The organism is Methanosarcina mangrovi (assembly GCF_052057765.1).
Classification (GTDB): domain Archaea; phylum Halobacteriota; class Methanosarcinia; order Methanosarcinales; family Methanosarcinaceae; genus Methanosarcina.
Genome location: NZ_CP195120.1, coordinates 3,441,778 through 3,458,172, shown reverse-complemented (window position 1 = coordinate 3,458,172; position 16,395 = coordinate 3,441,778). Strand labels below are relative to the sequence as shown.

Annotated in this window: 15 protein-coding genes, 1 tRNA gene and 1 pseudogene; 12 read left to right on the top strand and 5 right to left on the bottom strand. The window is 42.4% G+C overall.

Translation table 11 applies throughout. The features are described 5' to 3' along the window. Nucleotides 1-64: 64 nt before the first annotated feature. Nucleotides 65-343, top strand: a complete 279-nt coding sequence (locus ACSAZL_RS15320) for an HVO_A0114 family putative DNA-binding protein (RefSeq protein WP_048065040.1) — start codon at nt 65-67, stop codon at nt 341-343. Between the two features lie 47 nt (nt 344-390). Here the strand turns inward: ACSAZL_RS15320 and ACSAZL_RS15315 are convergent, their stop codons facing one another. The 4 genes and pseudogenes from ACSAZL_RS15315 to ACSAZL_RS15300 form a co-directional block, all read right to left on the bottom strand. Further along, entirely contained in the window at nt 391-936 is a 546-nt protein-coding gene (locus tag ACSAZL_RS15315) for a gamma carbonic anhydrase family protein (protein ID WP_440945485.1), read from the bottom strand. Between the two features lie 688 nt (nt 937-1,624). After that, the gene (locus ACSAZL_RS15310) at nt 1,625-1,765 is read right to left on the bottom strand and encodes a hypothetical protein (protein ID WP_440945484.1); all 141 of its coding nucleotides are present in this window, start codon (nt 1,763-1,765) and stop codon (nt 1,625-1,627) included. Between the two features lie 528 nt (nt 1,766-2,293). Next, nucleotides 2,294-3,286 (bottom strand): hypothetical protein, encoded by a 993-nt coding sequence (locus tag ACSAZL_RS15305; RefSeq protein ID WP_440945483.1) that lies wholly within the window; start codon nt 3,284-3,286, stop codon nt 2,294-2,296. 616 nt (nt 3,287-3,902) lie between these two features. After that, a pseudogene (locus ACSAZL_RS15300) lies at nt 3,903-4,214 on the bottom strand (ISH3 family transposase); the annotation flags it as partial. Nucleotides 4,215-4,562: 348 nt separating this feature from the next. Between ACSAZL_RS15300 and ACSAZL_RS15295 the strand changes: the two are divergent. The 11 genes from ACSAZL_RS15295 (at nt 4,563) to ACSAZL_RS15245 (ending at nt 14,411) form a co-directional block, all read left to right on the top strand. Then, on the top strand, nt 4,563-5,456 hold the full coding sequence (locus ACSAZL_RS15295; RefSeq protein ID WP_440945482.1) for a formylglycine-generating enzyme family protein: 894 nt from the start codon (nt 4,563-4,565) through the stop codon (nt 5,454-5,456). 563 nt (nt 5,457-6,019) lie between these two features. After that, nucleotides 6,020-6,640 carry a DUF106 domain-containing protein gene (locus ACSAZL_RS15290; protein ID WP_440945481.1) on the top strand — a complete coding sequence of 207 codons (621 nt, stop codon included), beginning with the start codon at nt 6,020-6,022 and terminating at the stop codon, nt 6,638-6,640. After that, a complete protein-coding gene (gene cmk / locus ACSAZL_RS15285) occupies nt 6,640-7,182 on the top strand; it encodes a (d)CMP kinase (protein ID WP_440945480.1) in 543 nt (180 codons plus the stop codon). The genes ACSAZL_RS15290 and cmk overlap by 1 nt, the downstream gene beginning before the upstream one ends. A gap of 334 nt (nt 7,183-7,516) precedes the next feature. Next, entirely contained in the window at nt 7,517-8,533 is a 1,017-nt protein-coding gene (locus ACSAZL_RS15280) for an RNA-guided pseudouridylation complex pseudouridine synthase subunit Cbf5 (protein ID WP_440945479.1), read from the top strand. Nucleotides 8,534-8,645: 112 nt separating this feature from the next. Continuing rightward, nucleotides 8,646-8,728, top strand: a tRNA-Ser gene (locus tag ACSAZL_RS15275). Between the two features lie 569 nt (nt 8,729-9,297). After that, on the top strand, nt 9,298-10,005 hold the full coding sequence (locus ACSAZL_RS15270) for an ATP-binding cassette domain-containing protein (protein WP_440945478.1): 708 nt from the start codon (nt 9,298-9,300) through the stop codon (nt 10,003-10,005). Then, nucleotides 9,992-11,566, top strand: a complete 1,575-nt coding sequence (locus ACSAZL_RS15265) for a hypothetical protein (RefSeq protein ID WP_440945477.1) — start codon at nt 9,992-9,994, stop codon at nt 11,564-11,566. Before ACSAZL_RS15270 ends, ACSAZL_RS15265 begins: the two co-directional genes overlap by 14 nt. 420 nt (nt 11,567-11,986) lie before the next feature. Then, nucleotides 11,987-12,475, top strand: coding sequence for a 30S ribosomal protein S13 (locus ACSAZL_RS15260; protein WP_440945476.1), 489 nt, complete (start codon nt 11,987-11,989; stop codon nt 12,473-12,475). A gap of 23 nt (nt 12,476-12,498) precedes the next feature. Then, a complete protein-coding gene (locus ACSAZL_RS15255) occupies nt 12,499-13,155 on the top strand; it encodes a 30S ribosomal protein S4 (protein WP_440945475.1) in 657 nt (218 codons plus the stop codon). Between the two features lie 2 nt (nt 13,156-13,157). After that, nucleotides 13,158-13,538: a 30S ribosomal protein S11 gene (locus ACSAZL_RS15250; protein ID WP_011034088.1), complete on the top strand. Its 381-nt coding sequence runs from the start codon at nt 13,158-13,160 to the stop codon at nt 13,536-13,538. Nucleotides 13,539-13,610: 72 nt separating this feature from the next. After that, entirely contained in the window at nt 13,611-14,411 is an 801-nt protein-coding gene (locus tag ACSAZL_RS15245; protein ID WP_440945474.1) for a DNA-directed RNA polymerase subunit D, read from the top strand. A 441-nt stretch (nt 14,412-14,852) separates the two neighbouring features. Here ACSAZL_RS15245 and ACSAZL_RS15240 read toward each other — a convergent pair whose 3' ends face one another. Continuing rightward, complete coding sequence (locus ACSAZL_RS15240) at nt 14,853-15,926, bottom strand: glycosyltransferase (protein ID WP_440945473.1); 1,074 nt, start codon at nt 15,924-15,926, stop codon at nt 14,853-14,855. Nucleotides 15,927-16,395: the final 469 nt, after the last annotated feature.

The window sequence follows — 16,395 nt, the reverse complement described above, 5'->3', positions numbered from 1 at the left end:
AAATTTTAAATATTATGCGGCTGCTTATTTCCCTAGGAAGCTTTTGCTGGAGAATCTGACTTATATGACTGAAAACTCAATTGAAGAACTGATGAAATGGGTTATCAGCGTTGACCGCCGCCTGATACTCATGCAATACATGAAAAAGCACACTGCAGTAAGGGCTTCGGATATCGCCCATGAAGCAAGCAGATCCACGCAAAATATCAGTCGTGCCTTAAAAGAACTTGAGGACAGGGGTTTAATCGAATGCCTGACTCCTGAAAAAACGACATGGAAAAAATACGTGCTTACAGATAAAGGAAAAACGGTTCTGGAAAAGCTGGAGGGTAAATACCTTTAACCTCCTGCCAAATTTTTTCGATTCGATTTCCTGCTCTATTTTTTCCCTTAGCTTTCCTCTCTGAGTTTCATATACCCTTCCACAAGTTCGATATTTGCTCTAACCACCGACCTTTTGAACTCGGTCATTTCTTTTGTGATATGTTCAAGCGCATCGGCACAGGCCTGCCTGGTGATTACAGTCCCGTCAGGAACCATCCTGCCTGAGAAAATATCTATCCCCCGGACAACGGACCTGTGAAGGACAAGCGTGTCTTTCCCGATATTGCAGTCAAACACCACTGCTCCGAACCCTATAAAGCAGCCTTCTCCGATCCTGCAAGGCCCGTGCACGATGCAGCTGTGCGCAAGGGAAGTGTTTTTGCCGACCAGCACCTCGGAATGCGAGAGCGAATGGACGACAACATTGTCCTGTATATTGCAGCCGCTTTGAACCGTTATGGACGACCCGGGTTCATCTGCCCTGAGAACTGCGTTTGGCCCCACGAATACGTCGTCTCCAACACTCACGTTTCCGATTATTACCGCAGTTTCGGATATCCACGCCCTTTTGCTGACTCTCGGATGCTGTTTATGGGGATTTGGAAGGTTCATTTTAAAACTCCTTTTTCCATGCCTGAAGGGGCTGCCCCGAATCCCGTTTGAATTTTCTATCCCGAATCCGGTTCGCTATTTCCAAGGCTTTGATGCTTTTTATGATAAATTATGATAAGTTATTTAAATTTATGTTTTGATCTTTCCCTTCCCGGTCGAAGAATAATTTCTTGATCCTGAGAGCCTCATTTAAATTCGCGTAAAAATCAGCACCTTCCCCAGCTTGTCTGGAGGCTCTTCGGGGCTCTCAAATTAAAATTTTGACTTAAATATTTCAATCTTTTTTCTCTTCCTTTTGGATTCTCTTCCTTTTGGATTCTCTTTCTTCGGAATAGCTCCTGATAGGTACGGTATTTTTGCTTCAACTGTAATTTTTGCCTTCTTTTTTGAGTCTTAAAAGGTTCTGGTGCTCCCCCATTAAGCGGTTGATATTTTAAAAGGCTTATAATTCAACAACTCTTTTAAAGTCCATTTTTTCTGAGTTATTCCACATTCTTGTGAGGGAGCATCTTACCCAAAAGACCATTTTCGTTTTCTTTTGTTAAGCCATCATGCTCTCTGCAATCGTTAAAATAAGTGCAATAAACCCTTATTTGGCAATATACCTCCTCAATATTTGTTATTTCTGGAAACAAGTTTTCATCTGGACTTATCCAGGGCTTAACAAGATAAAGGCCAACGATTCTTATTAGGAGCTTGCATTCACATACCTTGTTATGTCATCTCCTTCCTCATCCGTTCCTCTGAAAATCCAGACTGGCTTATAGAAATCCTGCTTCTCTCCCGGTGTATCCGAATAGTAGCCAATCTCTATTTCGTTGATTTCCACAGGTTTATTGATGCTTTTTACGGGTTGAACCGAATCTCCATCCTGCTTTCGGCAGGTTTACATAAAAATCCATTCAATTTTTCTATTGATATCGTTTTTTTCAGAAATTTTTAAATTAATTTAAATTAAAAATTACTAAATGATACCCATAACATCATTAATATATATTTATAACAAAAGGAGAGAAATGACAAATTGGATTAGATATCTAGTCCTCATGGCGCTGATTTTCAACCGAAACGACGAAACATAACGATAAAGGATATTTAAATGTTTGAATGTGCTTGCTGCCGAATGCAGGCTCCATGATTAAGTTTTTCGATTGCAGAGTTTATATCAAGAATTGATACTTCTCCAAGCTGCGTTTTTACAGTCTTTTTGCTGTATCCGTTTCAATAATCTACCATCTTTTTTTATTACCAATGTTCCCTATTTTGAAATTCCGCTACTTATTTTTGTGTAACTTTAATAAAAAGGGGCCGTGACGAAACTTCTGTTTTGTTATAGCCCTTTTACAAATTCTTTTCTTTACCTTTCCGGTTGATGTTCATCAATAGTACTCTTCTCAATTAATAACTGTTTATCCTCATTTAATTCTTTCATTTCTCTTTTTACATTCTTACGCCATTCATATACAGTACAGCAAATACTTTCTACTTGGCCATGAAGGTTTTGGGATCTGTTTTGGGCCTCATTTATCCTTGATTGAACAATCAAGTCTACTACTAATCCATCAAAGGCATAGTCGGCAAATGTAGCTAATCCTCCAATATTTATCTCAACTTCATCAGGATCAATTTTTTTTATATCCCCAAGTTCTCTCTGCAGGCTGTTTAGATTTTTCTGTACAGCAGCAATCTGCTCCCTTGCATCCCCTATCCTGGAGTGTTTGATAGCAGTTGTTATTAAACCGCCGCCAAGTATGTCCACTTTCCCCCAATTATCGGCGCTCTTAAGGGTTTCCATCAGTTGATTCAAAGAGGAGATAGCATTTTGCGCAGCATGTTCAGCCTCCATTAATTCTTTTTCTTCGGCTGCCAGCCTGCCCTTTTCTTCAGCAATATATAGCAGTTTCTGTGAGGTTTCCCCCGGCTGTCCTTTTAACACTTCTTCTTTCTCTCGCAGCAACTGTCCGTATTCACTTTCTATATCATAGAACGATTTCTTTCTTTGCCCCAATAGCGAATTTATTTCCTTTTCCAGTTCTTCAATAACTTTTTCAGAAGCTTCATATTTTAACTGTGCTGCCCAATACTCCTGGCGTTCTTTTTTTATTTTCTTGTCTTTAGTTCCTTTAATTTTAGCTATAATCTGAGTAATACTGAGCTTCTCCAGATTTTCTACATCATTTTTTTCTTTTGTTAGTTCTTTTGCCAGTTTTTTGCTATCCGTTTGAGCTGTTTTAAGTTGCCGTCTCGCAACCGCAAGTTTACTCTCCAGCTTTTGAGCAATCTCCATTTCATGCCGGGCTAAACGCAGGCGCTTTTCTAAATCTTTGCGCGAAACTAAATCTTCATCCATACTTTAGTCCCCATAACTTAAATTAAATGACAATATATTTGCTGAAAATCCCCCTTGAAACAAGTCACAGAACAAAATTTGAAGAAAGGGGGGATATCCTGTTAACTACATTATATACTATTGTCAATATTTGTCAATACATTTACATATTTTATACTTTATATTACCTCATATCCATTCACAGGCTGTCGCCAAAATTCTTTCTAAACTTTGCTGCCAGTTTGGTTTGCCAATCCGAATCTGTCACGAGTTTACCAAAGAAGAAACGTAAAATTTTCGGTTCATCCGTTTTAGCATTCTACTTGCATTTATAACAGGTTTGAATTTCCTATGCTCATACATTTGCGCTGTTCCACCCTATTTTTTATGAATATCTTCTGTTCCAGCTTCCAATGCAGTCTTGTAATACCAGCATTTAAAAATTGATAATCTCCATAGTTTTTTTCAGTTCTTCCATTTGAGCACTTACAACTGCCTTCCGTTCCACAAACATGTCATAGCGCTGTTGCAAGGTGTAATCTCTTTGGGAACACCAATCAATGAAATACTTGATGTCTTTAAGGGGCATTCCGGTAGATTTTAGACTCTGTGATAAATTGCATTCGGCAAAAGGGTAAAGGGTTTTTATTAGTTCTTGAAGGAGAATCTTTTCATTCGATTTGATCAGTTCATACATGTTTGGTTTATTAAGGTGGTATCGCAGGGATGTTTCACAAGCAACTTCCTGATACTGTGTTGAGACTGTATGAACAGAATTCCTGTTGATTGCCATACTCACGACAGTACGAAAAATGTCTTCACTTGTTAGAAAACAATTGATCTTTATAGTTACATGGTCGTTGAGAGGTCTTAATACGGTATCAATGCATTCTTTTGATTTTAATTCAATTTTAGGGCTATAGCCGGGATTATATGATGAATGAGACATATGGCGGCGTTTTCATCATATAATGATAACGGAGGAACTTGTTTTTGAGGGAATGAAAATTAGTGAAGTACTGATATTATCCATGAGTCTGTATAACAATCGATTCCGAATTTAAAACGAAAATTTCATTATATATGCAGGTGAAACTAACTTTTATCCCTAGCCTGAAACTGAATCAGACTGTAAGCTGAGATATATGAAAGTCGGACTCTCAAATTGAGACTGAGTGAGAAACCGATTCGTAATCCTGCAAAGCTACCTCCTCGACCGAAGCTTCCGAAGTCGCCAGGACTGAGTACTGAGCCTGCTAACCTGGGCCGGAATTTGGATTTTTAAATGGTGTTATTTATGTTTGGAAGAGCGAATAAAAAAGTATTCATTACTTTAGTAGTTATACTCCTCTTTTGTGGGGTGCTGGGTTGTACCGAATTCGGAAAATCAGCAGATGACTCTGACAACTCAAGTTCAATCGAACCGGAACATAACTATACAAATTCGATAGGCATGGAGTTCGTGAAGATTCCCTCAGGGGAATTCATGATGGGGCCTATCTGTCAGACAGTACTCGTCAGGACGCCTTCAGGTGAAATTATAACTGAAGAATATATCAATGAAGATTTGGCAAAGAAAGTTGAGATTAAAAAACCGTTCTATCTGGGTAAATTTGAAGTTACCCAGGGACAGTGGCGTGAAGTGATGGGCAGCAATCCTTCATATTTTGAAGGGGATGACCTTCCAGTCGAACGGGTATCCTGGGATGAGGTTCAGGAGTTTATCGAAAAACTCAATGAAATAGAAGGTATCGATAAATATCGTCTTCCATCTGAAGCTGAATGGGAGTATGCCTGCAAGGCCGGGACAACAACCAGATACTCTTTTGGGGATGATGAAGCAAAATTTGGGGATTATGCGTGGTATGGGCAAAATTCCGGTCTTAAAACTCATCCTGTAGGGCAAAAGAAACCAAATCCCCGGGGTCTTTATGACATGCATGGAAATGTCATGGAATGGGTTGAAAGTGACACGCATGGGAGTGTTATGGAATGGATTAATGAGGATATCCTGGAACGGGATAAAGACGGGGGGGTTGGAAGTAGTGTTTTCCGTGGAATTCGAGGAGGCGGCTTTCAAGACGGAGGTGGCCTTAATGTTTATAGAATTCAGAACTGTGGGTATGCTGGCGAAGGCTACTCCAATCTCCACCGCAACGATCTTGGGTTTCGAGTCCTGAGGGAAATTTAAGCATCTTCTACTTTATCTGCTTAAAGAAGCTAAAAGGTGAAAAATTTTTAATGAATCCGTTGCAGTAGAGCTTGTTTCAAAACTACCTCTTAATCCCTCCATGCCTATTTTTTGGAGTAGATAATTCAAGATCATCAAGCTAAATGGAATTATCTGCTTTAGGTCAAAAACATGAATAATCGGAATTTTGAAACCAGCTCGTAATAACGTTTATGCCATGATAGGAAGATAATTGCGCAGGGTTCTTATTTTAGAAGGTCCGGGACTTGAAGTTATCGAGCATTGAAAATGGCTTTCCTCCTTAACATCTCTTCATGCTTCCAGATTGAAAACCCACTACCAAATTTTGAGTAAATAGTATAACTTATATATACATCGAAACTTATTAACCTGAAAACCCTGCGTAAACAATTTAAATAGGGCTCTCCTTAGAGCTTGTTTATTTGTGCGTTATGTTTTATCAGGTTTCATTTTCTTGGATTCGTTCTTAATTTGAAGGAATCGTAAAATCATAATTAAAATTTCAGAATTAACATTTATTGAATCTTAATGGTGAGGACAACTTGGTTTCGGAGACATTAAAAAAGCAAATTGACCGGTTCCTGCTGGCTTTTGGTTTTTCCCTCATGTTCGGGATAATGATCCTTGGACAGGAATTCAGGCAGGCTGTGGGCGAAGCAGTAGGGGTGTTAATGGACCCCGTACTTGCTCTGGTCGGACAGGAAAATTTCCATCTGATCCTTTTAGTAATGGCGGCTATTACTGCCCTCTATGCATCTCTTATCCAGAAATACACTATCGACTGGGAACTCATGCGAAATACCCAGGAACGCATGAAGGTTTTTCAGAAGGAGTTTAGGGAGGCACAGCTTTCCCAGAACACCTATATGCTGAAAAAACTAGAAGACCAACGCAAGGAGATGATGGAAGACCAGATGAAGATGTCCAAGCAGCAGTTCAAGCCCATGGCTTACATAAGTATTATCTCCCTGCCTCTCTTCATGTGGGCTTACTATTTCATAAGTGGACACGGGAATGCCACCATGGTCTTTCCCTTCTGGGGTGAGCAACTGCTTACTTCCAAGGCTTTCGGTCCCTTCCAGCACTGGATCTACTGGTACTTTATCTCCTCTATCGGGGTCAGCCAGCTAATCAGGAAGGCGCTGAACATCGGTGGGGTCTAATGCAAATCACAGTGAGTGGGCTTCCCGGAAGCGGGACAACAACCCTCTCAAGGCTCCTGGCTGGGTACTATGAGCTCGAGCTGATTTCTTCCGGAGAGATCTTCAGGAGAATGGCAAAGGAGAGGGGAATGAGCCTTTCAGAGTTCGGAGCCATGGCAGAAAAAGACCCTTCCATAGACCTGGACATCGATAAAAACCAGAAATCCATCATCCACACTCAGGACAATCTCATTCTCGAAAGCCGGCTTGCAGGTCATATGGCTGAAGGAGTGCCAAATGTGCTTAAAATCTGGATAAAGGCACCCCTGCTGACAAGGGTTAAGCGTATCCAGAGGCGTGAGAAATCAGTTTCCTTTGACGAGGAATTGGCAAAAACGGTTGAAAGGGAAAAGTCCGAAGCCCTTCGCTATAAGAACTATTACGGGATTGACATCACAGACCTGTCAATCTACGACATCGTTATCGATTCTGAAAAATGGAACCAGTACCAGACTCTTGATATCCTCAGGGTCGCTATTGACGCTCTTGTCGGGCCGGAGTGATTTTTCCCGGCCCGATTATTTCCGGGAGATTTTTCGGGACATTTTCCCGGACAGGTTTTTAAGCAGGAGCAGGGTTTTATCTGCGAACCCTGATATTATGGATATCCGTACTGAGAATCCAAACTGAAAATCTCAATTGAAAATTTCAGCTGGATGCCCATGCTGAGAATCTTAGCTGAGAATCTCAACTGGGAACCTTAACTGATATCCATACTGAAAATCTCAATTGGATCTCTCAGCCGGATATCCATACTGGAAATTTATGTGTCTGCTGGATATCTGCTCACAATATATGTGCCGAACCATAACCAGAACCCAGGAGTTTTGAAAAACCATGTCATCCGCCGGCAAACTGCCATCAGAAGTTGAAAGAACCCTTGTCCGGAAGTCCGGCGCCTGGACAAATCCGGCCTACGGCTGTGCTCCGGAGAAGCGCCCTATTCTTGAATATATCGAAAAAGGAGTGGTGAATATCGATAAGCCCAGCGGGCCCACAAGCCACGAGGTTGCAGCCTGGGTAAAAGCCATCCTTGGCGTTAATACTGCAGGGCATGCAGGTTCTCTTGACCCTAAGGTTACGGGGCTTTTGCCCACCCTGCTCGGGAAAGCCACAAAAGCCGTACCTGCCCTGCGCCTTTCAGGAAAAGAGTATGTATGCCACCTGAAACTTCACAGAGCCATGCCTCCAAAGCTGGTCCGCCAGGTCTGCGATGAATTTACAGGGCCTATTTACCAGATGCCACCTATCAAATCCGCTGTTAAACGGGTCATAAGGGTAAGGACAATCTATTATATCGAGGTGCTTGAAATCGAGAGCACGTCCGTGCTCTTCCGCGTTGGGTGTGAGGCAGGGACCTATATCAGGAAACTCTGCCATGACATCGGGCTTGCTCTGGGCTGCGGCGGACATATGCAGGCCCTCCGCAGGACCAAAGCAGGCCCATTTACGGAAAAAACCCTTGTCACCCTCCATGAGCTGAAAGATGCCTATGTGTTCTGGAAGGAGGACGGGGATGAGTCCGAACTGAGGAGGGTTATCCGGCCAATGGAATCTGCCGTATCACACCTACCCAAAATTATCCTGCGGGACAGTGCGGTGGATGCGGTCTGTTCAGGTGCTTCCCTGGCAGTCCCGGGCATTACGAGCCTGGACTCCAGTCTGGCTAAAGGGGAACTTGCAGCGCTCTTCACCTTAAAAGGGGAACTTGTAGCACTTGCAAAGGCGGAAATGAACACCGAAGAGATCCTCAAAGCATCTGCCGGGATTGCAGCTTCTCCTATCCGCGTGCTTATGGAAGCAGGAACTTACCCGAAGGGCTGGACTAAAAAAGAGGAGAGTGTCCGGCTCTGACCTTTAAAATTCCTTCTTCCTGCTTTTTAATTTCTTTCTTCCTTATCCATTCTTAGAATAAGATTTATATACCACTATTCCGTTATGGTATAAGCTGTGCCATAAGCTCTGTGCCGAGGTAGTCTAGCGGTAGGGCGCAAGCCTGGAAAGCTTGTGGGGCTTAGCCCCTCGGGAGTTCAAATCTCCCCCTCGGCGTCATGTTTTCAAGTCTTCTCTAAATTACGTTTACAATCCTTTTCTAAATTATGTTTAAGTTTTTTTCTAAATTATGTTTACATCTGTAGCTATTGATAGCCAGGAAGGAATAAGAGAAGAAGTTTTAATTTTCATACTTCAGACTAACCAATAAATTAAATTTTGGCCTGTTTACATGAAATCGATACAATTTTTCATCCCGTAACCTATCAAAATATTTATTAACTTTTGTGGAAATGGAAGCAATTTGTCACGTTTCCTCACTTAACCGGAAACGCATGAAATTGAATTAATTCTTGCTCTTGAGACTGGTAAATCTACATTTTCCTGGTACTGGTTGCAAATTTGCAACAGATCAGGCTCTCAATAAAAAGAAATAGGATGTGAATAATGAAAAAGTGAATAAAAATCTGTTAAGCATGGAGTAGACGGGATTATAAAGGAATTGGGATCGAAAAAAGAAGTTAATCTGACAATGTTAAGGCAAGGACCCCGTTGAAAAATGATCGATTGATTTCAGGCGGGAACGAAAGAAATAAACGGAAACAAGCAGAGAAGGAATATTGAAAATGAAACTGATCCTGAACGATATCGTGAAAAGCTTTGACAAAAAAGAGGTTTTGCGGGGTGCAAGCTTTGCCTTTGAAAAGGGGGAAATTTACGGCCTCCTCGGAAGAAACGGCTCAGGCAAAACTACGCTGTTTAATTGCATCAATGAAGATTTGAGGATTGACGGCGGCTCAATTCTCCTTGAAGAAAACGGAGTGAAGAGAGAGGTTTGTCCGGACGATATCGGATATGTTCTGTCGACGCCGGTTGTTCCGGAGTTTTTAACAGGTAGGGAATTTTTAAAGTTCTTTCTTGACATCAACGTGAAAAATATTCCGGACATTAAGCCCATTGATGAATATTTCGATTTTATAATGATTGGAAGCGAGGATCGCGACAGGCTTTTGAAAGATTATTCCCATGGCATGAAGAACAAGATGCAAATGCTTGTAAACTTCATCGCAAATCCCGGAATTCTGCTTTTAGACGAGCCACTGACCTCATTTGATGTTGTGGTCGCCGACGAAATGAAGACACTGCTACGCCAAATCAAAAAAGACCACATTATTATTTTTTCCACTCACATCATGGAGCTTGCGCTGGATTTATGCGACGAGATCGTGATCCTGAGCGGGGGGGTTCTGGAAAAAATGGAAAAGGATGGCCTCAGTAACGAGGTCTTTAAGGATAGGATTATTCAGGCCCTCAGAAGGGATGAAAGTGATTGAAACTTTTCTTACGTCCTTCAGGCTGAAAAACACATATAGAGCCAATGGCATCATCTATTCGCTCAAATCCATCCCTGTAATCAACGGACTGCTACCGGTCTCGCTTTATGGAAGCCTGGGGCTGAAAAGATTTGCCAATTTTGTCAGCATCCTGTGGGAGCTTGTCTCGATGTTTTTGGGCAAGCTGTTTTATATGTTTATTCTGGTCTTCCTTCTAAAAGACTCTATGAAAAGCAGTTCTGCAAACAGCTTCATGCACATGTTTTTCTTTCTGACCATAGCAGGTGGTTTTCTTAACACGCAGATATTTCGCCCCACCAGAGACAAGTATTATGCCATTTTTCTCATGCGAATGAGCGCGCGGGAGTATACGCTTTCGAATTACTTCTATTTCCTTTTGAAAACTGTTGTCGGATTTTTGCCTGCCACGCTGCTTTTAGGACTGCTTTCCGGGGTAGATCTTGCTATCTGCCTTTTGATGCCGCTTTTTGTTGTTTCCGTAAAACTTATTTTTACTGCCCTCGCGCTTCATAGTTATGTCAGGACCGGCCATGCAAAAAATGAAAATCAGCTCAATCCGGTTTCTCTGGTTGGCATTGCTGTATCATCGACTGCGGCATATCTCCCGCCGTTTCTCGGCTATGCCATGAACGGAGCTGTTTTCCTCGCTCTGTTTGTCATTTCCGTTGTTATGGCGTTGTTTTCCTTTTTTTATGTGCTCAAATTCCCCGAATACCGAAGGATTTGCAAGGAACTTCTCACAGCGGATAGTTTTGCTATGAACAGAAAAGATATGGTTGCACGGGCTACTCAAAAATCTTTGCAAAAGAAAATAGACCTTAAGGCAACAAGTAGCAAAAGCGGCTATCGGTATTTCAACGACCTTTTTGTTAAGCGGCACAGCAGTCTGCTGACCAAATCGGCCAAACAAATCACCTTGATTTCCCTTGTAGTGCTTGCGTTTTCCATCATGGCCTGCTTTCTTCTTCAGGAGGCAAAGCCGATAATAAACGGGATGATGCTGACCTTTTTGCCTTACTTTCTGTTCGTCATGTATTTTGTTAATCGCGGAAAGGTTATCACCCAGGCCATGTTCATGAACTGTGACCACAGTATGCTTGCCTACAGGTTTTACAGGCAACCGCGTGCAATTCTGCTCCTCTTTACGGAACGGCTGAAATCCATTCTATTGATTAACTTGATGCCAGCTTCGGTAATTGCACTCGGGCTACCGTTTCTGTTATGGTTTACAGGCGGAACGGATAATGCGCTCAATTATGTGCTGCTGTTTGTTTCCATTATCGCCATGTCGGTATTTTTTTCGGTGCACAATATGGTGCTCTATTATCTTTTGCAGCCTTACAATATCAATCTTGAAATGAAAAGCGGCACTTTTGCCATTGCCAATTCATTTACTTATATCGTCTGTTATCTTGCTATCGGCAAGGAAGTTCCAACTCTAATTTTCGGCACGTTGGTTTCCGTATTTTGCATTGTATATATCGCCGTCGCCTTGCTTCTTGCATACAGGCTTGCACCAAAGACATTTAAGTTGCGGTAATAGCGGCTTTATGTCGAATTAAAAAAGAGGGTAGATGTTGAACCGCCCTTTTCTGCAGTAGCAAGTCAAATAAGTTTATACCTGATCCGGACCCAGGTTACTTTTAATCCTCAGAAAAAACACCGTTCAAGAAAATAAATTATTCGTAGGCATGCATATGCAGAAAGGTCATGACAATTTTAGCTTAATTTTAATTATGCATCCTTTCTTCACGTCTTTTAATTATTCAGTAACTCTTCCGCTATCAGCTTTCAGTTCCTCCGAACATCCGCTTTCAGTGGGGGGTGAGCGCAGATATCCTTATATACTGGCAGCTTCATGTAAAGGAACTCATCAGTATGTGCTGTAAAGAAGCTCCTTTTGAGAGCTGCTCCTGAGTTTTCCGCATATTCTTTGAGGGTATTCGACAGGGGCTACAGGATGCTGTATGCACTCCAATGGAGGAAGTATATGGTAGAAGAAAATAACAACGAAGAACTAAGGCATCTTGTTCGGATTATGAATACCGACCTGCAGGGGGCAAAGCCCGTACAGTATGCTCTTACAGGCCTTCCCGGAATCGGGAGACGTACCGCAAAACTCATTGCAAAGGGCGCAGGCGTTGACCCGTCTGCTACACTTGGATACCTTCCGGAAGAGGAAGTAGCCAAACTCGACGCTACAATCGGAAAATTTGAAGACATTGTCCCTACCTGGATGCTTAACAGGCAGAAAGACCTTACTACCGGCCAGGACAAGCACCTGCTCGGAACGGATATCTTACTGACTTTCAGGGAAGACATTAACAACCTGAAGAAGGTCCGTGCCTACAGAGGGCTCAGGCACGAGAGAGGCCTCAAGGTCAGAGGACAGAGGACAAAATCCACAGGCCGCCGCGGATCAACTGTCGGTGTGAGCAGGAAGAAGTAATTTTTCGGTTAAGGTGATTTTAAATGGCATATCCAGGTAAGAAAAGTAAAAGTTATGAGACTCCCAAGCACCCCTGGCAGGAAGCCAGGATGGCTACTGAAGTCCAGCTCGTAAAGGCATACGGCCTCAGGAACAAGAAGGAAGTCTGGAAAGCAGCCAGTATGCTAAGGATGTACAGGTCCGAAGCCAGGAAACTTCTTGCACACGTCGCTGGCGGGCAGGAAGGGGGGCTCGAGGGCCACTACAGGACCCAGTCCGAAGAAATTCTTTCCAAGCTCATCCGCTACGGCATTATAAAATCTGATGCCAACATTGACGATATTCTCTCTTTGAAGACTGAAAATATCCTTGAAAGAAGACTCCAGACCCAGGTTCTCCGCCTCGGGCTTGCCAGAACCGTTATCCAGGCACGCCAGTTCATTACTCACGGCCACATTGCAATTAACGGAAGAAAAGCTACGATTCCGGGAATGCTGGTCTCAAAAGAGGACGAGATGCACATCGGGTACTATGGAAACTCCCCTCTAATGAGTGAATCCCACCCTGAAAGACCTGTCCAGGTCGCATCCTTCCTTGCAGACAGCGCAACAACCCTCAAAGCTGTTGCCGAGGCAAAGCAGGCAAGAGAAAAGCCCGCTGAGAGAGGCGGCGGAAGGAAGAAGAGAGGAGGGAGGAGATAAACATGGCAGATATGAAATGGGCTGTAGCTCACATCAAATCCTCATTTAACAACACAATTATCACAGTTACTGATATCACCGGGGCTGAAACCATTGCAAAGTCCTCCGGTGGTATGGTTGTAAAGGCTGCAAGGGACGAAAGTTCTCCATACACCGCCATGCAGATGGCAGGCCAGCTTGCTGACCAGCTCAGGGACAAGGGTATCAACGGCATCCACATCCGGGTAAGAGCTCCCGGAGGAAACAAGCAGAGAAGCCCCGGACCCGGTGCACAGGCTGCAATCAGGGCTTTTGCAAGAGCGGGAATCCGCATTGGCAGGATTGAGGACGTCACTCCTGTCCCGCACGACGGCACCCGTCCGAAAGGCGGAAGGCGTGTATAAAGCGAATTATTCAGAGAATTCTTTAAAATTCTCTTTTTTTAAGGTATTCAAAATTAAGGGGAATTAAGGTATATGACGATGGAAGTAGACATTCTGGAGTTATCGGACAGATCTGCAAAGTTTGTGCTGTCCAAGGTAAGCACGGCTTTTGCTAACGGCATCCGGCGTGCCATGGTCGCCGATGTACCCACTCTTGCAATCGAGTATGTAAACCTTTACGACAACACCTCCGTACTCTATGATGAACAGCTGGCTCTCCGTCTCTCCTTAATCCCGCTTGTAACGGATATAGAGACGTATGTGCCTCAGGCCGAGTGCGAAGTCTGCGGAGGAGAAGGCTGTCCTGCCTGCGAGGTCTCCCTGACCCTCAGTGCAGAAGGCCCCGGAACCGTTTATTCTCGGGACCTTATTCCCTCTGACCCCAAGATCCAGCCAGCAGACCCGAATGTTCCGATTGTTGAGCTGAAAAAGGGACAGAAGCTTGTGCTCGAGGCTATTGCCCACATGGGCTACGGCAAAGACAGCGTCAAGTGGCAGGCAGGCGTTGCATGCGGTTACAAAAACATGCCTATAATCATCATTGAAAACTGCGATGCCTGCGGGCACTGTGCAGCAGAATGTCCCAAGGGCATTATCAGTGTTGAAGAGGCCGGAGCAAAAATTGCCGAGGATGACATCATAAAGTGTTCCATCTGCAGGCTCTGTGAGCAGGTATGCGACATTAACGCGATCAAGGTGGACTTCTACGAAAACGCTTTTGTTTTTACCATGGAGTCCGATGGTTCATATTCAGCCAAAGATCTTGTCCTCAACGCCGCAAATGTGGTTAAGGGCAAAGCCGAAGAGTTGCTGGCAATTCTGGACCAGCTCTGAGCTTTCTGCTCAGATGCAGGCCCAAATCTAATTTTTTCAGGTCTTCTTATTTTGAGAACTCCTGAAGGACTGCTTTTTCTCTGGAGATTCATTTTGTTTCTCTTCTTTTCCTTCAGGTACAAGTTAAAAATGTGGATAATTAACTTATTTCTGATAAGTAAGAAATAATAAGAAAATATGAGCCCTACTACAAAAGCTAATATATAAAGTGGTAAAGTGGCTGTAAAAAAATTGCTAAATTATTTGTTGCCGGAAATATGTATCTATTAAACTTGAAATAAACCGGTTTATCTGGTTTGTAACTTCAAGGGGATTAAAAGGTACATTTGCCTTTACTTTGTTTCTGGATGGACAAGCATTATTCTGTGAGCTTTTTCCGGATACTCACAATGCTGATTGACCTGTTTATCAAAATAAACCCACGGGTAATCAAGTATATATTCAGGCAGGCGATTCGGAGGGAAGATTAAATCTGTTTTGTATTCCTGGATAGGTATTGAAATTCTTCAAAGCCTTACGGAAAATCTTATTATATTCTTCGCCTACATTTTTCCAGGTCATTTTTCTGCCAAAATTATATGCATTTTTGCGCATATTATTACACTCTTCTGGATTTTCAATCAAGTACAGGAGGGATTTTTTAAAGCCATCCGTATCTCCGAAATCTACAAGTAGCCCTCGATTTTCGGAAAGCATTTCCCAGGCGTACCAGTAAGGAGTTGATACTATTGCTTTTCCCATACCTATGGCATAGGTCAGAGCCCCGCTTACTATCTGTTCTCTGGAAAGATAGGGAGATGCGTAAATATCACCGGCAAGTATATAGTTGCAGAGCTCTTCTTTTTCGACAAATTTGGCATGGAACATTACATTGTTCTCAAGCCCGAGTTCCAAAACTTTATTCTCAAGATACTGCCTGTATGCTTCTCCGTGGATCTTTTTAATCATGGGATGCGTGGCACCCAGTACAAGATAAACAAGGTCAGGATATTTATCTACAATATCAGGAAGAGCATCGAGAATGTTTTCGACACCTTTATTCTGATTCAGCAGCCCGAAAGTAAGGATAACCGGAAAACCTTTGAGGTTCAGTATCTTTTTATACTTCTCGCAGTTGTTAAACGGATATTCGGGCATTCCATGAAATATGATTTCTATTTTGTCTTCGAGCACTTTGTATACATTTTTTAGAACCTCGACTGCAGTATGGCTCATTACAACCAGTTTTTCGGAATACTCTATGAGTTTTTCAGTAGATGCCCGATATTCGGGTTTCGGGTCACGAATCACGGTATGCATTGTAGTTACTACAGGCTTGTTTATCCCTGATAAAGTCGCGAAGATGTAATCACCTGCATCTCCATAAAAAATACCGAATTCATGTTGAAGACATACGATATCGGCATCGGACTGATTTATATAATCCGCAGCCAGGTAATAATCCTCAAGTTTGTCTCTCTCAATTTGAAAAACGACTTCTTCCGGATAATTATAAGTTTCAGAAGGATCGTTCAAAGCAATAACTTCACAAATAACGTTGTTATATTCCCCGGAAACCGAATTCAAAAGATCATAAGTGAATGTAGCAATCCCACATTCCTTCGGAACATAAGTTCCTATAAACAAAGACTTTCAGTTGCTTATTCAATTAATGCCCCCAAACTTACGATAATATAATTTTCATTCCCCACTTCTGTCATAAAATATAACTTATCATATTATATTTATTCATCGATACTATTATAGTTAGTATTTATTATCGGTTTATGCCGTCATGTTTTTCCCCTTACATTCAGAAATGAATATCTGTGAATGGCTTCAAATTGTTTCACGCCAGGTTATTTTTTGCTTGAAAACAATTTTTTAGATAATTAATCTAAAATATAATGTCTAATATTCTATCGCGAGCCACAGCTTAAGGACCTGCTACGAAATAACCCGGTAATAAATAATTATTTTGAGTTTAAATTGTGGGCTTGCCTGC

What these genes read in the sequence shown, in the direction of transcription:
- ACSAZL_RS15320 (WP_048065040.1), top strand. Translation starts at nt 65, where the DNA reads ATGACTGAAAACTCAATTGAAGAACTGATGAAATGGGTTATCAGCGTT.
- ACSAZL_RS15315 (WP_440945485.1), bottom strand. Translation starts at nt 936, where the DNA reads ATGAACCTTCCAAATCCCCATAAACAGCATCCGAGAGTCAGCAAAAGG.
- ACSAZL_RS15305 (WP_440945483.1), bottom strand. Translation starts at nt 3,286, where the DNA reads ATGGATGAAGATTTAGTTTCGCGCAAAGATTTAGAAAAGCGCCTGCGT.
- ACSAZL_RS15295 (WP_440945482.1), top strand. Translation starts at nt 4,563, where the DNA reads ATGTTTGGAAGAGCGAATAAAAAAGTATTCATTACTTTAGTAGTTATA.
- cmk (WP_440945480.1), top strand. Translation starts at nt 6,640, where the DNA reads ATGCAAATCACAGTGAGTGGGCTTCCCGGAAGCGGGACAACAACCCTC.
- ACSAZL_RS15280 (WP_440945479.1), top strand. Translation starts at nt 7,517, where the DNA reads ATGTCATCCGCCGGCAAACTGCCATCAGAAGTTGAAAGAACCCTTGTC.
- ACSAZL_RS15270 (WP_440945478.1), top strand. Translation starts at nt 9,298, where the DNA reads ATGAAACTGATCCTGAACGATATCGTGAAAAGCTTTGACAAAAAAGAG.
- ACSAZL_RS15265 (WP_440945477.1), top strand. Translation starts at nt 9,992, where the DNA reads ATGAAAGTGATTGAAACTTTTCTTACGTCCTTCAGGCTGAAAAACACA.
- ACSAZL_RS15260 (WP_440945476.1), top strand. Translation starts at nt 11,987, where the DNA reads ATGCTGTATGCACTCCAATGGAGGAAGTATATGGTAGAAGAAAATAAC.
- ACSAZL_RS15255 (WP_440945475.1), top strand. Translation starts at nt 12,499, where the DNA reads ATGGCATATCCAGGTAAGAAAAGTAAAAGTTATGAGACTCCCAAGCAC.
- ACSAZL_RS15250 (WP_011034088.1), top strand. Translation starts at nt 13,158, where the DNA reads ATGGCAGATATGAAATGGGCTGTAGCTCACATCAAATCCTCATTTAAC.
- ACSAZL_RS15245 (WP_440945474.1), top strand. Translation starts at nt 13,611, where the DNA reads ATGACGATGGAAGTAGACATTCTGGAGTTATCGGACAGATCTGCAAAG.